26 protein-coding genes are annotated in these 25,549 nt (G+C 36.4%); 25 read left to right on the plus strand and 1 reads right to left on the minus strand.

Going from position 1 to position 25,549, the window contains the following annotated elements:
• Positions 1 to 16 precede the first annotated feature (16 nt).
• From ruvA to recG, 10 genes are all read left to right on the plus strand, one after another.
• Positions 17 to 634 carry a Holliday junction branch migration protein RuvA gene (ruvA, locus tag G611_RS0111210; protein ID WP_028243689.1) on the plus strand — a complete coding sequence of 206 codons (618 nt, stop codon included), beginning with the start codon at positions 17 to 19 and terminating at the stop codon, positions 632 to 634.
• A 15-nt stretch (positions 635 to 649) separates the two neighbouring features.
• A complete protein-coding gene (gene ruvB / locus G611_RS0111215; RefSeq protein WP_028243690.1) occupies positions 650 to 1,663 on the plus strand; it encodes a Holliday junction branch migration DNA helicase RuvB in 1,014 nt (337 codons plus the stop codon).
• 73 nt (positions 1,664 to 1,736) lie between these two features.
• A complete protein-coding gene (locus G611_RS0111220) occupies positions 1,737 to 2,162 on the plus strand; it encodes a cell division protein ZapA (RefSeq protein ID WP_028243691.1) in 426 nt (141 codons plus the stop codon).
• A 46-nt stretch (positions 2,163 to 2,208) separates the two neighbouring features.
• Positions 2,209 to 4,317, plus strand: coding sequence for a peptidase U32 family protein (locus G611_RS0111225; protein WP_051195236.1), 2,109 nt, complete (start codon positions 2,209 to 2,211; stop codon positions 4,315 to 4,317).
• 2 nt (positions 4,318 to 4,319) lie between these two features.
• Positions 4,320 to 5,660, plus strand: coding sequence for an FtsW/RodA/SpoVE family cell cycle protein (locus G611_RS14780; protein ID WP_051195237.1), 1,341 nt, complete (start codon positions 4,320 to 4,322; stop codon positions 5,658 to 5,660).
• Positions 5,638 to 7,071, plus strand: a complete 1,434-nt coding sequence (locus G611_RS14785) for a peptidoglycan D,D-transpeptidase FtsI family protein (protein WP_036949170.1) — start codon at positions 5,638 to 5,640, stop codon at positions 7,069 to 7,071. Before G611_RS14780 ends, G611_RS14785 begins: the two co-directional genes overlap by 23 nt.
• Before the next feature lie 125 nt (positions 7,072 to 7,196).
• Positions 7,197 to 7,382, plus strand: coding sequence for a 50S ribosomal protein L28 (gene rpmB / locus G611_RS0111240; protein ID WP_015549663.1), 186 nt, complete (start codon positions 7,197 to 7,199; stop codon positions 7,380 to 7,382).
• 109 nt (positions 7,383 to 7,491) lie between these two features.
• Positions 7,492 to 7,851, plus strand: coding sequence for an Asp23/Gls24 family envelope stress response protein (locus tag G611_RS0111245; protein WP_028243693.1), 360 nt, complete (start codon positions 7,492 to 7,494; stop codon positions 7,849 to 7,851).
• Positions 7,852 to 7,864: 13 nt separating this feature from the next.
• Complete coding sequence (locus tag G611_RS0111250) at positions 7,865 to 9,400, plus strand: DAK2 domain-containing protein (protein WP_028243694.1); 1,536 nt, start codon at positions 7,865 to 7,867, stop codon at positions 9,398 to 9,400.
• 8 nt (positions 9,401 to 9,408) lie between these two features.
• Positions 9,409 to 11,457, plus strand: coding sequence for an ATP-dependent DNA helicase RecG (gene recG, locus G611_RS0111255; RefSeq protein WP_028243695.1), 2,049 nt, complete (start codon positions 9,409 to 9,411; stop codon positions 11,455 to 11,457).
• Here recG and G611_RS0111260 read toward each other — a convergent pair.
• Positions 11,425 to 13,176: an Rqc2 family fibronectin-binding protein gene (locus G611_RS0111260; RefSeq protein WP_028243696.1), complete on the minus strand. Its 1,752-nt coding sequence runs from the start codon at positions 13,174 to 13,176 to the stop codon at positions 11,425 to 11,427. The two genes, recG and G611_RS0111260, sit on opposite strands and share 33 nt — an antisense overlap.
• Positions 13,177 to 13,284: 108 nt before the next feature.
• On the opposite strand from G611_RS0111260, the gene G611_RS0111265 reads away from it, so the two are divergent.
• The 15 genes from G611_RS0111265 (at position 13,285) to G611_RS0111335 (ending at position 25,520) form a co-directional block, all read left to right on the plus strand.
• Positions 13,285 to 14,163: a YicC/YloC family endoribonuclease gene (locus G611_RS0111265; protein ID WP_028243697.1), complete on the plus strand. Its 879-nt coding sequence runs from the start codon at positions 13,285 to 13,287 to the stop codon at positions 14,161 to 14,163.
• 1 nt (position 14,164) lies between these two features.
• On the plus strand, positions 14,165 to 14,416 hold the full coding sequence (locus G611_RS0111270; RefSeq protein ID WP_028243698.1) for an extracellular matrix/biofilm biosynthesis regulator RemA family protein: 252 nt from the start codon (positions 14,165 to 14,167) through the stop codon (positions 14,414 to 14,416).
• Positions 14,417 to 15,055 carry a guanylate kinase gene (gene gmk, locus G611_RS0111275; protein ID WP_028243699.1) on the plus strand — a complete coding sequence of 213 codons (639 nt, stop codon included), beginning with the start codon at positions 14,417 to 14,419 and terminating at the stop codon, positions 15,053 to 15,055.
• A gap of 2 nt (positions 15,056 to 15,057) precedes the next feature.
• A complete protein-coding gene (gene rpoZ, locus G611_RS0111280) occupies positions 15,058 to 15,300 on the plus strand; it encodes a DNA-directed RNA polymerase subunit omega (RefSeq protein ID WP_028243700.1) in 243 nt (80 codons plus the stop codon).
• Positions 15,301 to 15,303: 3 nt separating this feature from the next.
• Positions 15,304 to 16,632: a 30S ribosomal protein S12 methylthiotransferase RimO gene (gene rimO / locus G611_RS0111285; protein ID WP_028243701.1), complete on the plus strand. Its 1,329-nt coding sequence runs from the start codon at positions 15,304 to 15,306 to the stop codon at positions 16,630 to 16,632.
• An 11-nt stretch (positions 16,633 to 16,643) separates the two neighbouring features.
• Positions 16,644 to 17,186: a CDP-diacylglycerol--glycerol-3-phosphate 3-phosphatidyltransferase gene (gene pgsA / locus G611_RS0111290; protein ID WP_028243702.1), complete on the plus strand. Its 543-nt coding sequence runs from the start codon at positions 16,644 to 16,646 to the stop codon at positions 17,184 to 17,186.
• A gap of 2 nt (positions 17,187 to 17,188) precedes the next feature.
• Complete coding sequence (locus tag G611_RS14790) at positions 17,189 to 17,674, plus strand: CinA family protein (RefSeq protein ID WP_036949175.1); 486 nt, start codon at positions 17,189 to 17,191, stop codon at positions 17,672 to 17,674.
• On the plus strand, positions 17,671 to 18,222 hold the full coding sequence (gene rsmD, locus G611_RS0111300; protein ID WP_028243703.1) for a 16S rRNA (guanine(966)-N(2))-methyltransferase RsmD: 552 nt from the start codon (positions 17,671 to 17,673) through the stop codon (positions 18,220 to 18,222). Before G611_RS14790 ends, rsmD begins: the two co-directional genes overlap by 4 nt.
• Position 18,223: 1 nt before the next feature.
• Positions 18,224 to 18,712 carry a pantetheine-phosphate adenylyltransferase gene (gene coaD, locus G611_RS0111305; protein ID WP_028243704.1) on the plus strand — a complete coding sequence of 163 codons (489 nt, stop codon included), beginning with the start codon at positions 18,224 to 18,226 and terminating at the stop codon, positions 18,710 to 18,712.
• Positions 18,713 to 18,716: 4 nt separating this feature from the next.
• A complete protein-coding gene (locus tag G611_RS0111310) occupies positions 18,717 to 19,418 on the plus strand; it encodes an ATPase (protein WP_036949177.1) in 702 nt (233 codons plus the stop codon).
• Between the two features lie 6 nt (positions 19,419 to 19,424).
• A complete protein-coding gene (locus G611_RS14795) occupies positions 19,425 to 21,383 on the plus strand; it encodes a YgiQ family radical SAM protein (RefSeq protein ID WP_036949179.1) in 1,959 nt (652 codons plus the stop codon).
• Positions 21,352 to 22,287, plus strand: coding sequence for an RluA family pseudouridine synthase (locus G611_RS0111320; RefSeq protein WP_028243706.1), 936 nt, complete (start codon positions 21,352 to 21,354; stop codon positions 22,285 to 22,287). Before G611_RS14795 ends, G611_RS0111320 begins: the two co-directional genes overlap by 32 nt.
• The gene (locus tag G611_RS0111325; protein WP_028243707.1) at positions 22,274 to 22,807 is read left to right on the plus strand and encodes a Holliday junction resolvase RecU; all 534 of its coding nucleotides are present in this window, start codon (positions 22,274 to 22,276) and stop codon (positions 22,805 to 22,807) included. Before G611_RS0111320 ends, G611_RS0111325 begins: the two co-directional genes overlap by 14 nt.
• A gap of 19 nt (positions 22,808 to 22,826) precedes the next feature.
• A complete protein-coding gene (locus G611_RS0111330) occupies positions 22,827 to 23,696 on the plus strand; it encodes a hypothetical protein (protein WP_028243708.1) in 870 nt (289 codons plus the stop codon).
• 72 nt (positions 23,697 to 23,768) lie between these two features.
• Positions 23,769 to 25,520: a diguanylate cyclase gene (locus G611_RS0111335; protein WP_028243709.1), complete on the plus strand. Its 1,752-nt coding sequence runs from the start codon at positions 23,769 to 23,771 to the stop codon at positions 25,518 to 25,520.
• The last annotated feature ends 29 nt before the right edge of the window (positions 25,521 to 25,549 follow it).

Consider the following 25,549-nt stretch of genomic DNA (forward strand, 5'->3'; position numbering starts at 1 on the left):
AATCGGGAGAATAACTATGTTTAGCTACATTAGAGGAACACTTGCTGACATTGATGATAATGTTGTTACTGTTGAGAACAATGGAATTGGCTATGGTATGAGCGCATCCTTGAATACAATCAGGCAGCTGCCTGCCATTGGTTCAGAGGTAAAGCTTAATACCAAGCTCATTCCAAAGGAAGATTCTCTTACTTTATATGGATTTTATGACAAGGAGGAGCTTAAGATGTTTGAGCTTCTTCTTTGTGTTAGTGGAATTGGTCCAAAGGGGGCCCTTGCTATCCTTGGCAATATGACTGTTTCCGATATTCAGTTTGCAGTTGCAGGAGGAGATGCTAAGGCCTTTGCTGCTGCACCAGGCATTGGTAAAAAGACAGCTGAAAGAATAATAATTGACCTTAAGGATAAGGTAGATATAATTGGCGCCTTCGAGGCTAAAATAACATCAGATTTATCAGGAACTAAGAAGGCAGCTCCTGCTACTTCTGTTAAGGAAGAGGTTCTTGAGGCACTTGTTGCTTTAGGATATTCACCAAGCAATGCTGCAAGAGCCCTTGATAAGATGACTATCACAGAGTCCACTACTACAGAACAGCTGCTTAGCGATACATTAAAGCAGATGTCATTCTTATAAAAATCGGGGGATATAATGCTTACTAACAAACAGATTACATCTACAATAGCAAGTCATGAAGATCTTGTTAATGACAATGCTCTTAGACCAAAATCCTTTGAGGGTTACATCGGACAAAGTAAGGTCAAAGAGAACATGAAAATATATATTCAGGCTGCCAAAAATCGTGGCGATGCATTGGATCACGTGCTTTTATATGGCCCTCCAGGTCTAGGTAAGACTACACTTGCTGGAATCGTAGCAGGTGAAATGGGCTCAAATATAAAGGTTACATCAGGTCCAGCTATTACAATTCCAGGAGAAATCGTGGCAGTTCTTATGACACTTAAGGATGGTGACATTTTATTTATCGATGAGATACACCGTCTTTCAAAGCCAGTTGAAGAAACCTTGTATTCAGCAATGGAAGATTTTGCTGTAGATATTGTTATGGGAAAGGACACAACAGCCCGTTCCATCCACACAAAGCTTCCTAGGTTCACCCTTATTGGTGCAACCACTCGTCCAGGTTTACTTTCAGCACCACTTAGAGATAGATTTGGAATTATCGGTCACATGGATTATTACACTCCAGAGGAGCTTTCTACAATCGTTACGGCATCTGCTGCAAAGCTTAATGCACCTATCGATTATGAGGGAGCTTACCAGATTGCCCTTAGATCACGAGGAACACCACGTCTTGCAAACAGATACTTAAAGCGTGTTCGCGATTACGCAGAGGTAAGATACGATGGTAGAATCTCAAAGGAAGTAGCAGCGGCCACACTTGATTCACTTGAGGTAGATACACTTGGCCTTGATAATAATGATAGAAATATATTGCTTGCCATTATAGAGCGATTTGGTGGCGGCCCAGTTGGCCTTGATAATTTAGCGGCCACTGTAGGCGAGGATTCAGGTACAATAGAGGATGTCTATGAGCCATATTTGCTTCAGCACGGACTTATCATTAGAACTCCAAAGGGAAGAGTGGCAACAAAAGAAGCTTACGAGCACTTTAATATGCCTATTCCAGAAAATATCATTTAAACAGCGAAGAAATCTTGTTTTTATGCTTGAATAAAGTTATAATTAATTTGAATTTCTGACGGGAGGATAGTATATGGTTTCCGAAAAGAGCGCAAAGGTGCTTATAGGCGGAAAAGTTTATACATTAAGCGGTTACGAAGAAGAAGAATATCTTCAGAAGGTAGCCAATTACATCAATTCTAAACTCGAGGAGTTTAATTCAATTGATGATTATAAACGTATTTCAGCAGATTTAAAGGCAACATTACTTGAACTTAATATTGCTGATGATTATTTTAAGGCTAAAGCAAAGGTTGAATCATTGGAGTCAGATTTAGATATCAGAGATAAAGAGATTTACAATCTTAAGCATGATTTAATATCAGCACAGTTAAAAACACAAACCTTAGAAGAGACTATCGAAAAGCTTGAATCAGAAAACAAAGAACTTCTACTTAACAAAACAAAGCTTGAAGCTTCCCTAGAGGATGCTCTTTTAGGTTCTTTATCAGACAACTAACAATGGGGTCCCGTAAGGGGCCCTTATTTTATGCAAGAGGAATTTTATGAATCAATTAGAACTACTTTCACCAGCAGGGGATTTAAACATATTTAAAGCAGTTGTAAATGCAGGAGCAGATGCTGTTTATTTTGGTGGAGATTTATTTGGCGCAAGAGCATACGCTAAGAATTTTTCCAAAGAAGAGGCAGCTGAGGCTATCAAATACGGACATTTACATGGCGTCAAATCATACCTTACAGTAAATACACTTCTAAAGAATCCTGAAATCGAAGGAAAGCTTTATGATTACCTTAAGGCATACGTGGAAAATGGTGTAGATGCCTTTATTGTACAGGATTTTGGTGTATTTAATTTCATCAGAGATTTTTTCCCAGATACTCATATTCACATCAGTACCCAGGGAAGCATCTGTACTAAATATGGAGCTAAATTCTTTGAAGATTTAGGCGCATCGAGAATCGTTACAGCTCGTGAAATATCTATGGATGAAATATCAAAGATTCATGAGGCTTGCCCTAATCTTGAAATCGAAAGCTTCATTCATGGTGCTCTTTGTGTTTGCTATTCAGGACAGTGTCTTATGTCATCTATTCTTGGAGGTCGTTCTGGAAACAGAGGCAGATGTGCTCAGCCATGTCGTCTTCCTTATGAAGCAATAGATGAAAACGGCAAAAAGCTCAATAAAAAGGGTAACTACATTCTTTCTCCAAAGGATTTTTGTACTATCGAATACATGCCATCTATGATAGAGGCTGGTGTATCATCCTTTAAAATCGAAGGAAGAATGAAGCAGATAGAATATGCTACTGGAGTTGTTAGCGTCTACAGACATTATTTAGATGAATACCTATATAAGGGTGCTAAAAACTATTCTGTAAATGAAGCTGACATCCAAAAGCTACTTGATTTTGGTAATAGAAGTGGTTTCACATCCCTTTATCTCACTAAGCATAATGGACCTGATATGATTACCTTTGAAGCACCTTCACATACCAAATCATCTGATACTGCAGCTGTATTTCCTGAAAAGAAAATTAAGCTTACATGTAAGGTAAGCGCTTTGCTTGGTCAGGAATTCAAGGTTACATTTACAGATGAAAATGGAAATGTAGGTGAGGCTGTTTCTAATGTTATTGAAGCTGCCCAAAACAGAAGTGCGACAAAAGAAGATATTGAAAAGGCTGTATCTGGTCTTGGAAATACCTGCTTTACAATAGATAAGCTTAATGTTGATTATGATGATGGGATTTTCCTCCCAGTATCTGTAATCAAAAATGCTAGAAGAGAAGCGATAGAAAGCTTAACTGAAAAGCTTATTGGATCAAAGGAAAAACGTATTTTACCTTATAAGAAGATAGATGATTTTAATAAGGTTTATAGTAATCCTGCATGCTTTGTTACTGCCACAACCCTTAATCAGGTTAATGCTATAGCTAAATATTCATTTGTGGATTCTATAGCCGTACCACCTTCATTATTTAAGGCGACAAAGGATATTTTTAAAGGAAAGACATATCTGTATTTGCCTGCTGTTTTAAGAGCTGAATATGCCGGAAATATTGAGCATTTAAATGAAGCTGATGGTGTGATAGCAGCATCCTTTGATGAGATGGGTCTTTTAGAGGAAATGGGTTATCCAAAGGATAAAATCATTTTAGACCATAGACTTTACACCTTTAACAACAGAAGTCTTAAGGGCTTTAATGACAATGGCTTCATTAATACATGTATGCCTTACGAGCTTTCATTAAAGGAGCTTAAACATAGAGACAATCATTCATCACAGATGATTATTTACAGCAGAATTCCTATGATGATTACTGCAAACTGTACAGTTAAAAACACTATTGGCTGTAATAAATCAAACAACAGGATTACTATTATCGATAGAAAAAACGAAAAGCTTCCTGTGGTTTGCAATTGTGATTATTGCTATAACACTATATATAACAGTAAAAAATATATGGCCTTTGATTTAAAGGATGATATCCTTGGGTTGAATCCAAAGGAGCTCAGATTAGATTTTACTGTTGAATCTGAAAAGGAAGTTGTTTCAGTATTAGATTTATATGATAGAGTGTTTAATCAAAACCTACCATTTAGATTTGAAGAAGACTATACAAAGGGACATTTAAAAAGAGGAGTAGAATAGTTTTGGTTAGTGTACTTATTTCTTTTTCTAGAATAACCATACTTGCATTTGTGCTTGTATTTACTTTGATTGACATTATTCAGATGTTTGAATTCAAAAACTCTGAAGTGCTGGGAAGCGTACTTTCTACAATCCAATTAGTTATGGTTGTACTGTTGTTATCAAATACATCTTTATTATTGTTTTTGGCTAAAGAAGATAATATATATCTGTTTCTTTTAGCGGGACAGCTGTTGTTATTCCTTTTAATAGGTATAACCCTTAATAAGCTTTCATTTCCAGCTTCAAGAGCACTTATCAATAATATGCTTTTCTTTCTTGCTCTTAGCTTTTCATTTTTGGAAAGATTAAGTGAGGGAAGAGCAATTAGACAATTCGTATTTGCGATAGTTTCCATGATAGTAGCAACTCTTATAGTTGTTGCTATTAGGCAAATCAAAGGTATTGAAAGTTTAATGTTTGTATTTGCGGGTATAGGCATTTTTTTGCTTTTGATTGTCAGCCTTTTAGGAAAGGTTGAGTATGGAGCAAAGCTTTCCTTATCATTTGGAAATATAAGCATTCAGCCTAGTGAATTTGTTAAGCTTAGCTTTTTGTTTTTTATCAGTGGTTGCATTGTTACCTATAAAGATTTTAGAGGCTTTTTATACGCTTCGATAGGTTCTGCAATGCATGTTCTTGTACTTGTTTTCTCTAGGGATTTAGGTACAGCACTTATATTCCTTGTTACTTATATGTTTCTTATTTTCATTGCGTATAAGAACTATTTTGTTTTGGTATTCGAATTAGCTATTGCGGGAATAGGAGGAGTTCTTGCGTATAAGCTCTTTCCTCATATTCAATCCAGATTTATAGCCTGGACAGATCCACTTTCGGTTGTAGATGATACGGGCTATCAAATATCTCAGTCGTTGTTTGCAATCGGCACAGGAAGCTGGGTAGGTTCTGGTTTTACTGCCGGTCAACCAACCAAAATTCCTGTTGTTTCTAAGGATTTTATTTTTGCTGCAATGGCTGAAGAGCTTGGAACAATTGTTGCTATATGCATAATAGTTTGTCTTATGTGCACCTGCATACAGTTATTTAACGTAGCTTATACCTGCGAAGATAGCTTCTATATGCTTGTTGTTAGTGGCATAGCTATTATCTTTTCAATACAGACTATTTTGAATATAGGTGGTGTTATTAAATTCATACCATCAACAGGTGTAACCCTTCCATTTATCAGCTACGGTGGAAGCTCGTTGCTTTCTATGTTCATTTGCTTTTACATAGCGGAATGTTCAAACGATTTATTTTACATAGATAAAGGCAGAAAAAATGACGCGAGAAAGAAATACTAAGAAATACATTAGAAAAGAAATATATGTTGTAGCAGCATTGTTTATGCTTGTTTTTATTGCTATGGCAGTATACTTGGGCTTTTTTGTTAAGGATGGCTCCAGAGAATTCATTTATAATTCCTACAATTCTAGATTTTCAGTTTTTAATGATGATGTTACAAGAGGCACTATCTACACGGCAGATGGCCATGTTATAGCAGAAACAAAAACTGATTCTGATAGAAAAGAATATAGGGACTATCCTGATGAAAGACTGTTTAGCCATGCTGTAGGATATGTTGGAAAGGGTATGGCAGGCTTAGAAGCCAATTACAGCTTCGATTTATTGAAAAGCCATATTTCTCTTGATGAGCAGATAACTAACACCTTAAGCGGAATAAAAAGCCCAGGTGATAATTTGTATACCACTTTGAATTACGATGCTCAAAAGGCCGCTTATGAAGGTCTTGGCATGTTTGACGGAGCGGTTATTGCAATTGAACCTGATACTGGAAAGGTTGTATCTATGGTTTCTAAACCAGATTATGACCCAAACACTATCGCTAAATACTGGGATGATATAACTGATAATACCAAAAATAATTCAGCCCTGCTTAATCGAGCTATTGCAGGTGCTTATCCTCCTGGTTCTACATTTAAAATAGTTACAACTATTGCTTATTTAAGGGATAACGATGGAAATCCTGACTTTGACTATAAATGCAATGGTTCTATTACAGTTGATGATTACAAAATCCACTGTAGCTCTAGAAAATCTCATGGAAATGAGGATTTATTAAAGGCTTTTTCTAATTCCTGCAACAGTGCCTATGCATATATGGGTATTAATCTTGATAGGGATGTATTTATTGATACAGCAGAAAGCTTATTATTTAACAAGTCATTGCCAGCTGATTTAGGCAGTGCCAAAAAATCGGTATTTGATGTTGATGATGATACATCTAATTCTATAGTGGCCCAGACAGCTATAGGGCAGGGGCAGACTACAGTTTCGCCGCTTCACATGTGCATGCTTGTTTCAGCTATTGCTAATAATGGCGAACTAATGGAACCATATATAGCTGACAAAATAGTAAGTGATGAAGGAGATGTAGTTACTGAGACTTCTCCAAAAAGCTATGGTAAAATTATATCCGAATCAGAGGCAGCCTTATTAAATGAATACATGGAGGCTGTTGTCATGGATGGAACAGCAGATAGTGTAGATTTTGGAGATTTAACAGTTTACGGAAAAACAGGAACTGCTGAATATACTTCCAATAAAAATGTAACTCATTCATGGTTTGTTGGGTATGCTAAAGATACAACAGGCAGAAAGCTTGCCATAGCAGTAATTATGGAAGGTGCAGGATATGGAAGTAAATATGCAGCACCCCTTGCTGCAAAGGTATTTAATGCTTATTTTGAATAAGTTCATAGAAATAAATTTGATATTTACGCAAAAAGTCATTGCAATTTATCGATTGCTTTGCTATAATTTCATCGTTGCGTAAAGACGCGACGCTGTTTTGAATATTATTACAAGGAGGTGCAATCATGGCAAAATGTGCAGTTTGTGGAAAAGGCGCTCATTTCGGTAACAATGTGAGCCATTCTCATAGAAGATCCAATCATATGTGGAAGTCTAATGTGAAGTCCGTTAAGTGTAATGTGAATGGAACACCTAAGAAGTTATATGTATGTACTTCTTGTTTACGTTCTGGCAAGGTTGAGCGTGCTTAATCTTACATGACACGATATTGAAAGTCACTCGAAAGGGTGGCTTTTCTTTTTGCTTTAGTATATAATGATTGCATAATATGACTAAATATGCGAATTTTGGAGGTACGTTATGCAAGGTCAAATGGAAACAGAGCTTGGTAAAATTGTTATAGACACAGATGTAATTGCGACCTATGCAGGTTCAGTTGCAGTTGAGTGCTTTGGCATAGTAGGTATGGCAGCTGTTAATATGAAGGACGGCTTAGTGAAGCTTCTCAAGAAGGATTATTTAAATCATGGAATTAGTGTTAATATTGCAGAAGATAACACGATTTCTTTAGATTTTCATGTTATTGTTTCATACGGAATCAGTATTGCTACTGTAGCAGAGAACCTTATTGAAACAGTAAAATACAAGGTATCTTCTTTCACTGGATTAACAGTAGATACAGTAAACATCTACGTTGAAGGTGTAAGAGTTATTGACTAAGGAGGAATTATAGGTGGAAATCCAAACAATCGATGCATCTTTGTTATCTAAGATGTTCCTTTCAGGAGCAATGAATCTTGAATCTAAAAAAGAGTGGATAAATGAGTTAAACGTATTCCCTGTACCAGATGGTGATACAGGTACTAACATGACAATGACTATCATGTCTGCAGCAAATGCTGTTAGAGAACTTGATAATCCAGATATGAAGACATTATCAAAGGCTATTTCTTCAGGTTCACTCAGGGGAGCTAGAGGAAATTCTGGTGTTATTTTATCTCAGTTATTTAGAGGCTTTACAAAGGTTGTATCTAGCCACGAAGAGATTGATGTTGCACTTCTTAACGAGGCATTTGAAAAGGCTGTTCAGACAGCATATAAGGCAGTTATGCAGCCTAAGGAAGGTACAATTCTTACAGTTGCTCGTGCTGCTGCAGATAAGGCAGCTGAAATGGCTACAAAGACAGATGATATCGTAGAGTTTGCTGAGGCAGTTATTGCAGAAGCAGAGGATACACTTGCTAAGACACCTGATATGCTTCCTGTATTAAAACAGGCAGGCGTTGTAGATTCTGGCGGACAGGGTCTTGTACAGGTACTTAAGGGTGGTTATGATGCCCTTATCGGTAAAGAGGTTGATTATACAGCTGAAGCTGCTGAAGCTCCAAAGGCTAAGCCAGCTATTTCTAAATATTCTGTTGAGTTTGTTATCGAATCAGAGAAGCCACTTGCTTCTTACCAGATTAAAGAGCTTAAGGCTAAGCTTGAAAAGCTTGCATCAGGTAAGGTATCTGATTTAACAATTACAGAGTCAAACTCTGGTAACGAAGTATTTTCTAGTGAAAAGGAAGATACTAAGGAAGAGCCTAAGGCATTTACAGAGCCTGCTAAGGAAATGGGATTTGTTTCTATCGCTACAGGTGATGGACTTACATCTATCTTTACAGAGCTTGGTTGTGACTACATGATTCCAGGTGGTCAGACAATGAATCCTAGCACAGATGATATCTTAAGTGCTGTAGAAAAGGTTAATGCAAAGAATATTTTTGTATTACCAAACAACAAGAATATTATCCTTGCTGCTAACCAGGCAGCTGCTATCTGTGAGGATAAGAAGATTATTGTTATCCCTACAAAGACTATTCCACAGGGTATTACTGCTCTTATTACATTTGATGCTGCTGCTAGCGTTGAAGACAACGAAGCTGCAATGACAGAAGAAATTTCAAATGTTAAGACAGGACAGGTTACATACGCTGTACGTGATACAATCATCGATGATAAGGAAATCAAGAAGAATGATTGGATGGGAATGGGCGATTCAGGACTCCTTTCTGTTAATGCTGACATTAATGTAGCATTTAAGGAAATGATAGATGAAATGGTTTCAGATGATTCTGCAGTTGTTTCTATCTACTGGGGTGAAGGAAGCGACCAGGCTAAGGCTGAGGCACTTGGTGCTGAGATTCAGGAAAAATATCCAGATCTTGAGGTAGAGATTTCTGAAGGTGGCCAGGCAGTATACGCATATATTGTTTCAGTGGAGTAATTATTGTTATGGAGTTGTTATCACCAATAGACACTATTAAAGGTGTAGGAGAGAAGACAACTAAATTGTTAAATAAGTTAGGAGTATATACCATATCGGATATACTCCTTTTTTTTCCGCGCACCTATTTAATTTATCCAGAACCTATAGCGCCAAATAGAGATGCGATTGATTCTCTTATTAGTGTTGCTGGTAGAATTAAGACCAGTCCTAAATATTTTAAATCTAAAAATCACATGGATGTATTATCTGCAACTGTGTATGTAGCAGACATCCCGGTGGATTTAGTTTGGTTCAATTCTAATTATCTTAAAAACAGCTTTGAGCCTGGAAAGGTTTATATTTTTTATGGCAGATTAAGTTTTGATAAGGGACGCTTTAAAATGTCTCAACCACAAATCTTTACACCTGAAAAATATGAAGAGATAAAAAAGCAGCTGTTGCCGATTTATCATTTAACAAAAGGCTTAAGCAATAATCTTGTTACTAAGGCTGTTAGAGAAGCATTGGATAAATGTAAGATTTCGGATGATAGATTGCCAGAAGAAATAGAAAGCAAAAATGATTTTATTTCTTATAGTCAGGCTATAAAAGCATATCATTTTCCTGAAAGTTATGATGAGCTTTTGAAGGCAAGAAAACGATTAGCTTATGAGGAAATGTTTTTCTTTATTTTAAATTCCAGATTACAGGAAAACAATATTGCAGCGTTACCAAACGAATTTGATATTACTCATCATCAATTTACAGATGATTTTATGGATTCCTTGGAGTTTGCTCTTACAGATGACCAGCTTAAGGTTTTATCTGATATACGAGCCGATTTATCAGGGGAATATGTTACTCAAAGATTAATACAGGGTGATGTTGGTAGCGGTAAAACCATTGTAGCATTTTTGGCAATGCTGGATGTTGCTTTATCAGGTTACCAGGCGGCTATTATGGCTCCTACAGAGGTTCTTGCAAAGCAGCATTACATTTCATTTACAAAATGGTGCAATGACTATGGTATTGATATACCAGTGGCTCTTTTTACAGGCTCAATGAAGGTTTCTGAGAAGAAGCAAATGCAAAAGCTTGTAGATGAAAATGAAAGCTGTTTTATTATTGGAACACATGCACTTATTTCTGAGGGAAGAGATTATAAAAAGCTTGCTTTAGTAATTACAGATGAGCAGCATAGGTTTGGCGTAAGCCAACGTGATAAGCTATCCTTAAAGGGTGAAAATCCACATATTATAGTTATGTCTGCTACACCTATTCCAAGAACACTCGCAATGATTCTTTATGGAAATATGCATGCATCAGTTATCAAACAGCTTCCTGGTGGAAGACTTCCAATAAAGACATGTGTTATTAAAGAGAGCATGCGAAATACCGCATACAAATTTGTTTCCGATGAAATAGAAAAGGGGCACCAGGTTTATATTATCTGTCCTCTTGTAGAAGCATCAGAGACAACTGAGGCACAGAATGTTATTGACTACAGTAAAAAGCTGAAGGAGCATTTTAAAGATAAATATCGTATAGGCGTATTACATGGCAAGATGAAACCAGCAGATAAGAATCAGGTAATGGAAGATTTTGCAAATCATAGTACTGATATATTGGTTTCTACCACAGTAGTAGAGGTTGGTGTTAATGTGCCTAATGCGACTGTAATGATGATAGAAAATGCTAACAGATTTGGTCTTGCAGCACTGCATCAGCTTAGAGGTCGTGTAGGACGAGGAGATGCTCAAAGCTATTGCATTCTTATGAATGAAAGTCGAGATGATAAACAATCTGAACGTCTTAATATCATGCTTAAATCTAATGATGGATTTTACATTGCTAAGGAAGATCTTAAGCTTAGAGGTCCTGGAGATATGTTTGGAGTTAGACAAAGCGGAGAATTCAGCTTCAGAGTTGCGGATATATACCAGGATGCTGATGAGCTGGAACTTGCCTCTAAGGATGTTGATTCCATAATAAAAGTGGACCCTAAGTTAGAAAATTACCCTAAGCTAAGGTCCACACTTAATTTATTCCTGGCTGATCAGTTTTACGTGTTGTAAGGTAGGAGAAACTACCATTGAATAATTAGTATAATATACTACAAAGCCTGCTACTGAGCTAGCGGGCTTTTTTACATTCTTCTTTTGGAGATAGTCTATCTCAACCTTGTCGGTATCTCTACCTGAAGAATAGTATGCAGCTAATTCGGCGGCGTATTCATAGGTGCTGTCTGGAAGCTCTTTACCATTTGTCTTAACGATAACGTGGCTGCCGTGGATTTTCTTGGTGTGGAACCACCAATCATTTCCTGTAGCAAACTTAAAAGTGAGCTCGTCGTTTTGGTAATTATTCTTACCTACATAAATATCAAAGCCGTTATCATCTACAAAGTGAAGAGGCTTACTCTTTTTAGATTTTTCTTTCTTTCCACCTGTATGCTTTTTGATGAAGCCGTGGTCTACAAGTTCTCTTCGAATATCAGCTAAATCAGTTTCGTTTTCAGCAATATTTAATGCTGCTTCGATTGATTTTAAAAGCTCCAACTCCTGCTTTGACTGTTCAATATATGTATCTAAGGCTTCGGCAGTTCTTTTTAGCTTTGCATATTTGTCAAAATACTTTTTTGCATTTTCTGATGCTGATAAATCAGGATCAAGAGGAATGGTAAGCTCTTCGTTGTTATAGTAATTAATTACGGTTATAGATTTATCATTTGGCTTTGCGTCGTAACCATAGGTATGAAGTAGTTCTCCATAAATCTTATATTTTTCTCTTTTTTGAGTATCCTTTTGTTGCTTTAATTGTAGGTCAAGCTTTTTGGAAGCACGCTCTATATGATTTACAATTATCTTTCTCAAATCAGAAGATTTCTGTCTGATATTTGTGTAGGCGTTTCTCTTTGCATAAAATTCAACTAAAACAGAAGAGAAATCAGGATATTCTTTTATCTCCATGTCTTCATACATTGTAAGTCTAAGAGGAGCATATTCTACAGGCTTGCCAGTTGAAGCATCTGCAACAATGTTGTAGTAATAATTGTTTTCTTTTACGTCTGAAATAAGATTTTCAAATTCCTTATAAAGTCTATCCTTATGCTCATCAAATAATGATGCATTGCTTGCATCAGAATCGATGGCTGCTCTGTAGCAGATTTCGTTTGCTATAGTAGGGCTGATGCCAATGAAGGATGACAGGATAGCTTTAAATACAGATTCACTTTTCTTTAATACTTTTGTTTTAAAATAATCTTCAGTAGCTTCAAGAGGATTTATTTTGCCTTCCTGTGCTGGAATGAAATAATCTCTACCAGGAAGTACCTCTCTAACAGAGCTGACAGAAGATGGGATGTGCTTGATTGAATCTAATATCATGTTGTCTTCGTTACAGAAAATGATATTAGAATGCTTACCCATTATTTCAACATATAGATATTTGAAAGTGATATCGCCCATTTCGTTAAGATGCTGGATTTTAAAACGAACTGCGCGCTCTAAGCCCATCTGAGATATTTCTATGATGCGGCCTGCTCCAATATGTTTTCTTAAAAGCATGCAAAAACCAGGAGCCTGTGCGGGAGCTGGCTTGTTATCAGAAGTTAAGTACATAAATGGAAGAGAAGCGTTTGCCGAAATCAAAAGCCTTTTATTTCCATCTGGTGTATTTATTGTTATAAGTAATTCCTCGCGCTCAGGCTGAGAAATTTTATTGATTTTTCCGTTTAAAAGATTTTGGTTAAATTCATACACAAGTGCATGAATAGAAATTCCATCTAATGCCATTTTTATCGAGCCTCTTTCTTCATTGTTATTGACTATAATCATACATTTAATTATAATTATTTACAACTGTGTATATCTAAAAATGGGTATACGATAAAGGAGAATCATATGGTTCGTAGTATGACAGGATACGGCAAGGGCTTTGCTGAAAACGAAAGCGCTCGTGTCACAATCGAAATGAAATCTGTAAATCACAGATATTTAGATTTAAATATCAAACTTCCCAAGAAGCTTAATTTCTTAGAAAGTCTTATTCGAAATAAAATCAGCGAAAGTATTTTCAGAGGAAAGGTAGATGTTTACATCACCCTTAACGAGCATTCCGATGCATGTTATAAGGTGTCAATTAATGACATCATTGCTAAGGAATACTTTGATTCTATTGCTGAAATGTCTGAAAAGCTTGGTATTGATAATGATATGAAGGCTAGCAACATCGTTCGTCTTCCAGATGTTATCGAGCTTGAGGAGACTGATTCAGATGAGGATTCACTTAAGGAACTTGTTTTATCAGCTCTTTCAGATTGTATTAATCAGTTCGTTGATTCAAGAATAGCTGAGGGCGCACGTCTTCAGAAGGATTTGGTTTCTAAAATGGATGAGATGCTTGTTCTTGTTGATAAGCTTGAAAAGCGTAGTCCAGTTATTATAGAAGAATACAAGGAACGTTTAACAACTAAGATTCACGAACTATTAGAGGATAATAATATCGACGATAACCGCATCGCCCAGGAGGTTATTATCTATGCTGATAAGGTATGCATCGATGAAGAAATGGTTCGTTTAAAGAGCCATGTTGCTGAAACTCGTTCAGTATTTGAGCTTGATAAGGAAGTAGGCCGTAAGCTTGATTTCCTTGCACAGGAGCTAAATCGTGAAGCTAATACCATTTTATCAAAATCTACTGATGTAGAAATCGCAGATATCGGTATCACTCTTAAGACACTTATCGAAAAGGTTAGAGAACAGATTCAGAATATAGAATAATATGTCATTTGTTAATATTGGATTTGGAAATATTGTAAATAGTAATAAGATTGTATCAATGATCACATCTGATTCAGCACCTGCTAAAAGAATTGTTGCTGGTGCTAAGGAATCAGGCAAAATAATCGATGCCACTCAGGGGCGTCGTACAAGGTGCGTAATTATTTGCGATGATAACGTTGTTCTTTCCGCACTTATGCCTGATACAATTGCAAGTAGAATAAATGGAAACCCATCAAAGGAGGACGTATAAATGGTTAGCGACAAAGGGCTTGTTATTGTTCTTTCTGGCTTTTCTGGAGCTGGAAAAGGCACAATAATGAAACATTTATTAGAGGCTCATCCAAATGATTACAATTTGTCTATATCAGCTACGACACGCGGCATGCGTGCAGGTGAAAAGGACGGAAGAGAATACTTCTTCAAAACGCAGGAAGAATTCGATAATATGATTGCCAATAATGAGCTTTTAGAGTATGCTTCGTTCAATGGTAATTCTTATGGAACACCAAGAGCATATGTTGAGCAGCTCATCGAACGCAGAAAGGATGTTATCCTTGAGATAGAAATTCAGGGAGCACTTCAGGTTAAGAAGATGTATCCTGATGCGTTACTATTATTTACTATGCCACCTTCTGCTAAGGAACTTGAAAACAGATTAGTTGGAAGAGGTACAGAAACTGAGGATGTCATTGCACAGCGTCTTGCTATTTCATGCAAGGAATCTCAGTATATGGAAGAGTATGATTACCTGATTGTAAATGATTCACTAGAAAAGGCTGTAGATCAGGTTCATAATATAATTCAGGCAGAGCATTATAAGGTTGAAAGAAACCGCTCGTCTATAAAAGAAATGCAAGAAGAATTAAAGATGTTTGAAAGGAGTAATTAATTATGATACATCCATCTTATGTAGAACTTATGGAAAAGGTAAATGAGAACGTTGAGGTTGGCGAGGAGCCAGTTGTAAATAGCCGTTACACAATCGTTGCTGCAACAGCTAAGCGTGCTCGTCAGATTATTGATGGTGCAGAGCCACTTATCGATTACAATAAGGGTGACAAGCCACTTTCAATTGCTGTTAACGAGCTTAACGATGGCGCTATCAAAATCATTAATGAGGATGCAGATAACTAATATATGAAAGTTTTATTTGTTTCATTAGGCTGCGATAAAAACCTTGTTGATTCAGAACATATGCTAGGCGATTTAATAGATAATGGTTTTAGCATCTGCGATAGCGAGGAAGAAGCAGACATTATAGTTGTTAATACATGTTCTTTCATTGCTGATGCTATGGAAGAAAGTATTCAAACCATTATTGACCTTGGCGCTTATAAAGAACAAGGTCATTTAAAGGGACTTATTGTTACAGGATGTTTAGCTGAGCGTTTCACTGATGAAATACTTTCTGATTTACCAGAGGTAGATGCAATCATTGGAACTAATTCCTATGACGAATTAGTTAAAGCTATAAACATCATCCTTGAAAAGAATGGTGAAAAGCCTGTTTTTAAAAAGGATTTAGTTGGTCTTCCAAGAGATGGACGAAGAGTCCTTACGACAGGTGGCCACTATGCATATCTTAAGATTGCAGAGGGCTGTAACAAACGATGCACTTATTGTGCAATCCCTTATATTCGCGGTAATTATCGTTCTGTTCCAATGGAGCAGCTTTTGGCTGAAGCCAAAACACTTGCAGAGGGTGGTGTTAAGGAGCTTATCCTAGTAGCTCAGGAAACTACCGTATACGGAATCGATATTTACGGAGGCAAATCTTTAACAAAGCTTTTACATGAGCTTTGTAAGATTGAAGGCATTGAGTGGATTAGAATCCTTTATGCTTATCCTGAAGAAATTACCGACGAATTAATTGAATGCATGGCATCAGAGCCTAAGATATGTCATTATATTGATATGCCTATACAGCATTGCAATGATGATATTCTTAAGAAGATGGGGCGAAAGACTAACAAGGCAGATATCATGGATATCGCTAAACGTCTCAGAAAGGCTATGCCAGATATTTCACTTAGAACAACACTTATTTGTGGGTTCCCAGGTGAGACTCAAGAAATGCATGAAGAGCTTTTACAGTTCATTAAGGATATGTCATTTGACAGACTTGGCGCTTTCGCTTATTCAAGAGAAGACGGCACTGTAGCTGCTAAAATGGATAACCAGGTAGATGATGAGCTTAAGCTTAAATGGCAGGATGAAGTAATGCTTTGTCAGAAAGACATTGCTTTATCTAATAACAAAAATTACATCGGAAGAACATTAAAGGTTTTCATAGAAGGAAAGCTTCCTGAAGATGGAGTTTTTATTGGCCGTACATACAGAGATACACCATCTGTTGATGGATTTATTTTTGTTAATAGTGACATTGAGCTTGTAAGTGGACAGTTTGTTGATGTTGAAGTTACAGGCTTTGATGAATACGATTTAATAGGAGATGTAAAGCTATGAATTTAAAGGAAATGAATTTACCTAACAAACTAACATTATTTAGAGTAGTACTTATTCCTTTTTTTGTTTTATTCTTACTTATTAACCCTGCAAGTCAGGCCCTTAGAATTATTGCAGACCTTATATTTATCGTGGCTTCTCTAACAGATATGTTAGATGGTAAGATTGCTCGTAAGTATAATCTTGTTACTAATTTTGGTAAGTTTATGGACCCACTTGCTGACAAGCTTCTTGTTTGTTCTGCGATGATTTGCTTAATAGCTACAGGTCAGCTTTATGCATGGGTAGTTATTATTATCGTAGCAAGAGAATTTATCATTTCTGGCTTCCGTCTTATTGCTGCAGAAAATGGTATTGTTATTGCTGCAAACATTTTTGGAAAGCTTAAGACAGTTTCTCAGATGATTATGATTATCATCCTTGTTGCAAACCTTCCATTTGGATGGCTTCAGTTCCTAGGACAGTTATTCATTTGGGTTTCATTAATTCTTACAGTACTTTCACTTGTAATTTACATTTATCAGAATAGTGAAGTTCTTAAGGAGCAGAAATAGTAATGGACGTAGCGGCACTTATTAATAAGCTTGTGGATATGCATGTCAGTGTTGCCACTGCAGAATCTTGTACAGGTGGTCTAATTGCTAGTTCAATTGTTGATATACCAGGTGCTTCAGATTGTTTCAACGAAGGATATGTTACATATTCAAACGAAGCTAAAATGAAAAACCTAGGTGTATCTGCTGATACTTTAAGGGAATTTGGTGCAGTAAGCTCACAGACAGCTGCTGAAATGGCATCTGGCGTTAGAAAAGCTGCTAATGCAGATTTTGGTATTTCATCTACTGGTATAGCAGGCCCTGGTGGTGGCACTAAAGAAAAGCCAGTTGGTTTAGTATATATTGGCTGTGCTTATGGAGATAATAAGTGTGTTACTAAAAAGCTTCAGCTTGATGGAGATAGAACCCAGGTTAGAAATGCTGCAGCAAAGGAAGCACTTAAGTTATTAGATGAGTGTTTAAACAAGGTAGAGGTGATGGCATGAGAGTTATAGCAGGAAATAATCGTGGACTTAACCTAGTTGCCCCAGAAGGAATGGACACCAGACCTACCACAGATAGAATAAAAGAAACCTTGTTTAACATGATTTCTTTTGACATACCTGATTGTAATTTTTTGGATTTATTTTCAGGTAGTGGTCAAATGGGTATTGAGGCTTTAAGCCGTGGTGCAAATTTTGCTGTTTTTGTCGAGAAGGATAAAAAGGCATACGAATGCATCGAAAAAAATATTTCGAAAGCCAGATTAGAAGATAGAGCAAAGCTCATTAAAAGTGATGTTAGTGCAGCTCTTAATAGCCTTAATAATCAACAGACTTTCGATGTCGTTTTTATGGATCCACCATATAATAAGCTTATTGAAAAACAGGTTTTAGAACAGATTAAAGACAAGCCATATGTTACAAATGATACGTTAATTATTGTTGAGGCTAGTCTTGAGACAAGCTTTGATTATGTGGCAGATTTAGGCTATGTAATTACAAAAGAAAAATTATACAAAACAAATAAACATATATTTTTAAAGAAGGCGTAGAATGAAACGAGCAATTTATCCCGGAAGCTTTGATCCAATTACTTTTGGGCACCTTGATATTATTACTAGAGCCAGCAAGCTTTGTGATGAGTTGATTGTTGGAGTTTTAAACAATAAACAAAAAAATCCGTTGTTTTCCATTGATGAACGTGTTAGTATGATAAAGGAATTGACTGAAAATTTAGACAACGTTCGTGTGGAAAGTTTTGAAGGTCTATTAGTTGATTTTGCAAAAGAAAAAGATGCACAGGTTATAATCAGAGGCTTACGAGCTGTCACTGATTACGAAAACGAAATTCAATTAGCACATGCTAATAGAGTTCAGTATCCTGCATTAGAGACTTTATTTATGACAACTTCCTTAAAGTATTCATACTTAAGCTCTACAGTTGCCAAGGAATTTGCATCTTATGGAGGAGATATCAGCCTATTTGTTCCAGCACAGGTTATACCTCTCATAGAAGCCAAAATTAAAAATAAGGAGAAGTAATAACATGGCAAGCACAAGTAAAATTGAAGATATCATTGATGAAATTGAAGCTTATATTGATGATTGTAAGCCATCTGCTTTTTCAACAAACAAAATCGTTGTTAATAGAGATGAGTTAGAATCGCTTATCCAGGAACTTAGAACAAAGACTCCTGATGAAATTAAAAAATATCAAAGAATGATTGCTAACCGCGAGCAGATTCTTGCTGATGCAAAGGCAAAGGCTGATGAGATTATTAGCCAGGCTCAGATTCAGACTAATGAACTTGTTTCAGAACATCAGATTATGCAACAGGCATATGCTCAGGCTAATGAAGTTATTTTGATTGCACAGAAGAACGCTCAGGAAAAGATTGATAGAGCAACAGAGGATGCTAATAATATTCGTATGGGAGCTATCGCTTATACAGATGAGCTTCTTGCAAACATTCAGACAATCCTTGCCAATTCAATCGAGACAACAAGAGCTCGTGATGAGGCATTCCTTAACACTATGCAGGTATACCTTGATACAGTTAACGGAAATAGAGCAGCACTTGTTCCAGATTCTCTTAATGACGGTGATACAGATCCTGCTGCAAGCCTTGATTCTACAGGAGAAGCAGCTGCTGATACAAGCTTCGAGCAAGCTGAGGTTCCATCGTCAAACGATGATGACGATATTCCAGCTCTTGATATACCAGAGCAATTTTTTAATAAAGAGTAGATTTATATGCAAAAGTTTTTACCAGTTTGTAGAAAAGATATGGATGAACGTGGCATAAAGCAACTAGACTTTGTTTATGTCTGTGGCGATGCTTACGTGGATCATCCTTCATTTGGGGCGGCAATTATTTGCCGCCTTCTTGAATTGCATGGATATTCCGTGGGAATTATCGCTCAGCCAGATTGGAAAGATGATAATTCAATTAACATTTTAGGAGAGCCGCGTCTAGGCTTTTTTGTTAGTGCCGGAAATATGGATTCCATGGTTAATCACTACAGTGTTTCAAAGCATAGAAGAGATTATGATAATTATTCTCCAGGCGGTAAAATTGGTCTTAGACCAGATTATGCTACTGTGGTGTATTGCAATTTAATAAGACATACCTATAAGAAAAAGCCTATTATCATAGGTGGAATTGAGGCGTCACTTAGACGTCTTGCACATTATGACTATTGGTCAAACAAGGTGCGTCGTTCCATATTGCTTGATTCTGGTGCAGACTTAATATCTTATGGTATGGGCGAACGTTCAGTTATCGAAATAGCAGATTGCCTTGCATCGGGTATGGATGTAAAGGACATTACATATATTGATGGTACTGTTTTTAAGACTAGAGATAAGTCATTTATTGAGGATGGACTTATTCTGCCTAGTTTCGAGGAAATAAAGGCAGATAAAGCAACATATGCTAAAAGCTTTTACACTCAATACGTAAATACGGATGCATTTACAGCTAAAAAGCTTGTTGAAACATATGATGGTGCAATGTATGTTGTACAAAATCCTCCACAGAAGCCATTAACCAGACAGGAAATGGATGATGTGTATGCTATCGAATATATGAGAACATATCATCCTATGTATGAAAAGGACGGTGGTATTCCTGCTATCAAAGAAGTTAAATTCTCTTTGATTAGTAATAGAGGCTGCTTTGGTGGCTGTAATTTCTGTGCCCTTACTTTCCATCAGGGAAGAATTATACAGTCTAGAAGTCATGAATCTATTATTAATGAGGCAAAGCTTATCACTCAGGATCCTGAATTTAAGGGTTATATTCATGATGTTGGTGGGCCTACTGCTAATTTTAGAAATCCATCTTGTAAGAAGCAGCTTACAAAGGGTGTATGTACAAATAGACAGTGTCTATTCCCAACTAAATGTCCTAACCTAGAGGTAGATCACAAGGATTACGTAGCTCTTCTTACTAAGCTTAGAAAGCTCCCAAAGGTGAAGAAGGTATTTGTTCGTTCAGGCGTAAGATTTGATTATGTTATGTATGACAAGGACGATACATTCCTTCGCGACCTATGTAAATATCATGTCAGTGGGCAGCTAAAGGTTGCTCCAGAGCATATTTCAAACAATGTTCTTAGCTACCTTGGAAAGCCAGATATTTCTGTTTATAACAGTTTTTGTGATAAATACGCTAAGATTAACAAGGAGCTTGGTTTAAAACAGTACCTTGTTCCATATCTTATGAGTTCGCATCCAGGTAGTACACTTGATGATGCTATAGCCTTGGCAGAATATTTACGTGATCATCATTTGTCGCCAGAGCAGGTACAGGATTTTTATCCAACACCTAGCACAATCTCAACTACTATGTATTATACTGAGATTGATCCTAGAGATATGAAGCCTGTATATATCTGCAAGAATCCTCATGAAAAGGCTATGCAGCGTGCCCTTATTCAGTACAAGAGACCAGAAAACTATGATCTTGTTAAGGAAGCATTAATAAAAGCTGGTCGTGAAGATTTAATAGGATTTGGAGAGGAATGTTTGATTCCACCTAGAAAAATAAAGGGTAAGGAATTCAAAAAGGCTGACTCAAAGAAAAATGATTCTAAGAAGAATACAGCTAAGAAATCTGATTCTGTAAAGAATAATAAAAATACCAGAAATAAGAATTCTGGAAAGCAAAGTAGGCCAAATGAAAGAACTAAGAATAGAAGAAAACGATAGTAATCAGCGTTTTGATAAGTTTTTAAAGCGTGTACTTACTGAAGCTAGTACAAGCTTTATTTATAAGATGCTTAGAAAGAAGAACATTACACTTAATGACAAAAAGGCTGATGGTACAGAAAAACTTAATACAGGTGATATAGTTAAGATTTGGTTTTCTGATGAAACCTATGCCAAGATGACAGGAGCTGGTGAGCGAGACGAACTTTATTATTCCTTAAAGGAAGTTTTACATGATATTGATGTGGTTTTCGAAGATACTGATATGATTATCATCAATAAGCCTGCCGGCATCAAATCTCAAAAGGATTCGCCATCAGATATTTCTATCAATGAAATGGCCATTTCATACATGATTGCTAAGGGGGAACTTAGTGAAGAAAGCTTTAAGCATTTTCACCCTAGCGTATGTAACAGACTAGATAGAAACACATCAGGTATTGTTTTATTTGCAAAGACTCTTAAGGCTGCCCAAACCCTTGGAGAAGCTTTAAAGGAACGTAGCTGCAAAAAACTTTATAGGGCTGTTGTTCTTGGAAGGATAGATGATGAACAGCAGATAGATGGTTTTTTATCGAAGGATGAAGCTACTAATAAGGTTTCTATTACAAAGAATGAAACAAAGGATTCTAAGCCCATTAAAACAGCCTACAGACCTATATCTCACATAGGTGATGATTTTACATTACTAGAGATTCACCTAATTACAGGACGCACCCATCAAATCAGAGCGCATCTTGCCTCCATAGGGCATCCTATTTTAGGGGATAATAAATACGGAAATACGATAATTAATAATAAGAAAAAGGTAAGAGGACAGCTACTACATGCATATTCAATAGAATTTGCTGATGGTAGAAAATTTGTATGCGACTTACCAGGGGAGTTTAATGGCTACATATAAATCTCGTGGACTTCGTGGTTCCACTTTTGAAGAATTCATCAATAAAACTAATGAGGTCTATGCCGAAAACGGCTTAGCCCTCATTCAAAAAATTCCAACACCAATCACACCAATAGATATGGATAATAAGGGGCATATTACACTTGCATATTTTGATCAAAAATCAACAGTAGATTACGTTGGTGCTATTCAGGGAATCCCTGTTTGCTTCGATGCAAAAGAGTGTAATAAAGATACCTTCCCTCTTCAAAACATTCATGCCCATCAGATTGATTTTATGGGCAAATGGGAGGCTCAGGATGGTCTGGCGTTTATCTTGATTTTCTTTAGTGAAAGAGATGTATATTATTATCTTACATTTGAAAAGCTTAAAGGCTTTTGGGATAGAATGCAGGAGGGTGGAAGAAAAAGTTTTCGTATCGAAGAATTAGATGAAGAATACTTTTTTACTACTAAACCTAATCTTTTAGTTCCTTATTTAGATATGATAAATGTAGATTTAGGTTCAAGAAATCTTTAAGAAAATAGGGGAAATAATAATGAAAAATAAAATACTTGGGATTCTTTTATTAGGGACAATTATAATTAGCTGTTTTACAGGATGCAGTTCTGATAATAGTGATGCGGGTAATGCTGAAACCGTTAAGGGTGGTGTACAAATTACTAACGGGGACTATTTGTTTGAAGAGCCTGATGGAGATATGGAGCCACCTGCTATAGAAAATCCAACATGGAAAAAATATAAGAGCCCTGCTTGCAAGCCTACTTCAGATAAACACATTTCATTAACTGAAACTAAAAAGGATTCATCTGACTATCTCGATACTGAGGTTTGGGCAACAAAGAATGGATTTGAGTATGCTAGAATGCCATATTCAGACGATAAATATCGATATGACCCAGTAGGTGGTGGTGAATACGGCTATGAGTATCAGGGAATCAACATATGGGATAAGGATTCAGATGAATATGTTGCAAGCTTTGATTTATCGTTAGTATGTAACGGACCAGATGAAGAATCTGACGATACTTCATCAGCAACTCAATTTATAAATTGGGCACAGGTTTTAGATAACACATTGTATGTTTCCATTGGTCACAACGGTTATTCTTCAGAAGAGCCATGGTCAAATTATATGGTTGCAATTGATATGAAGACAAATAAGCTGTTATGGCGAAGTGAACCTAATGTAAGTAACTTTAATAACTTTAAAATAGTAGATGACACTATTATCTGTGGTTACGGCTTTACTGCCGAACCAGATTATTTGTATCTACTTGATAGATATACAGGGGACAAGGTAGATGAAATTAAGCTTGATTCTGCACCGTCTCAATTTGAGGTTAAGGATGATGTCCTTTACGTTGCAACCTATAATACGGCATATGAATTTAGAATTAATCATTAATAGGTTATAGACAACGAAAATAAAAAACAATTATAATACAAATATATAAATAATTTATTTGGAGTACTAATAATGAAACTTTTGCAAACAACATATAATAAAACCTTTGTGCAGACGGTGGCTAATTGGAATCTTAAAGATAAAAATGCTTTATTTCATGTGTTTGTTCCATTTGACCTTAATGATAATAAGGGTGAAACTGACAAAGTACGAGAAGCATTGAAATTCCTTTACCCAGATATTCCAGTTGTTGGCTGTAGTGCGACGGGGGAAATCTATGATGGTACAATGTGCGATCATGATATTGTTGTATCTGCTATGGTTTTTGATAATCCTGATACTAGAGTAGAGGTTTGTCCTTACTATGTAGAAAAAGATTTTGTAAAAAAAGAAGAGCTTCTTGATATGGCTCTTAACACACCAAATCTTAAGGGAATAGAGCTTATTACAGCCGCACCGTATCAGAAATTGGAAGCTGCTGTTGAAATTATGGATAGGCTACCAGATGATGTTGAGATATTTGGAGCAGTAGCTGTAGGAGACCAGTTTCAGAAATCCTTTGTTTTTGCTAATGACTGTGATTACAGTATGGATGGTTCGGTTTGCGTTATGTATATCGGTTCAGAATTACATATTCATACTGATCGTATGCTTGGATGGAAAGCTATTGGCTACCCTCTTAAAGTCACTAAATCTGAAGGCGCTGTTGTATACGAGTTAGATGGCAAGCCAGCATACGATGTTTACAATCATTATCTACATATTCATAAGGATAATAATTTCTTTTATGATGCTCTTCAGTTCCCATGGGAAGTTCAGGTAGATGATGATACTACATACATTAGACATGCTAAATCAGTTAATCCTGACGGGTCTATTGTGATGTCTACAAATATTCCTCAGGGATCAGATATACGTATTACATTTGGTGATCCTAGACGAATAATGAATCACACAAGACAAACTAGTGATGATATAAAAAGCTTTTCACCTGATGCTATATTTGTAATTAACTGTATGGGTCGTAAGCTTTTCTGGGACTATAACGAGGATGTTGAGGTTTCCGAAATCTCTAAAAATATCGAAACTACAGGTTTTAGTGCATTAGGAGAATTACTTCGTTATAACGGAACAACCTTCCTTAACAACCTATCTATAGTTTGTGTTGCTATGAGAGAGGGTGCGCCAGCTAAAAAGTATAATCAGGATTCTACTGCTTATGGATACCATAACTCTAATTTACCTGTAACACATCGTCTTGCAATATTTATTAATACCATTACAGATGAGTTGATGGAAAAGAATAAACAGCTGAACGATATGTTGTATAAAGCAAATCATGATGCTTTAACAGGCTTGTTAAACCGTGGTGCAATAGAAAGAGTTATCTATGATGCTACAGATAATACCAGCCCATCTTACCGCAATGATTGGCATCTGATTATGTTAGATATCGATGATTTTAAAGCATTAAATGATAGATATGGCCATAGCGAAGGAGATAAAGCGCTAAGATTGCTTTCAGATTATTTAAAAAAAGAAGTTGGTAGCATGAAAAATGCATCTGTTGGCCGCTGGGGTGGAGAAGAATTTATGATTTACCTGGCAGGCTATACTAATGCAGAAGTTATTAGCTTTGCAGAAAAGCTTGTTTCTTCTGTTAGTGATTTAAGTATCGAATCAGGTAAGCTTACAGTTAGCATTGGTGTTACAAATCATCATGATTTTGAAAGTGTTCTGGGCACTATTGATCGTGCAGATGGATTACTTTACGATGCTAAAAATGGCGGAAAAAACAAAGTATGTACTGATATAGAAAAGTAAATAATGGATATATTGTAAGCTCCGAGGCC

Origin of the sequence: Pseudobutyrivibrio ruminis AD2017 (genome assembly GCF_000424305.1) — a bacterium.
Classification (GTDB): Bacteria; Bacillota; Clostridia; order Lachnospirales; family Lachnospiraceae; genus Pseudobutyrivibrio; species Pseudobutyrivibrio ruminis_B.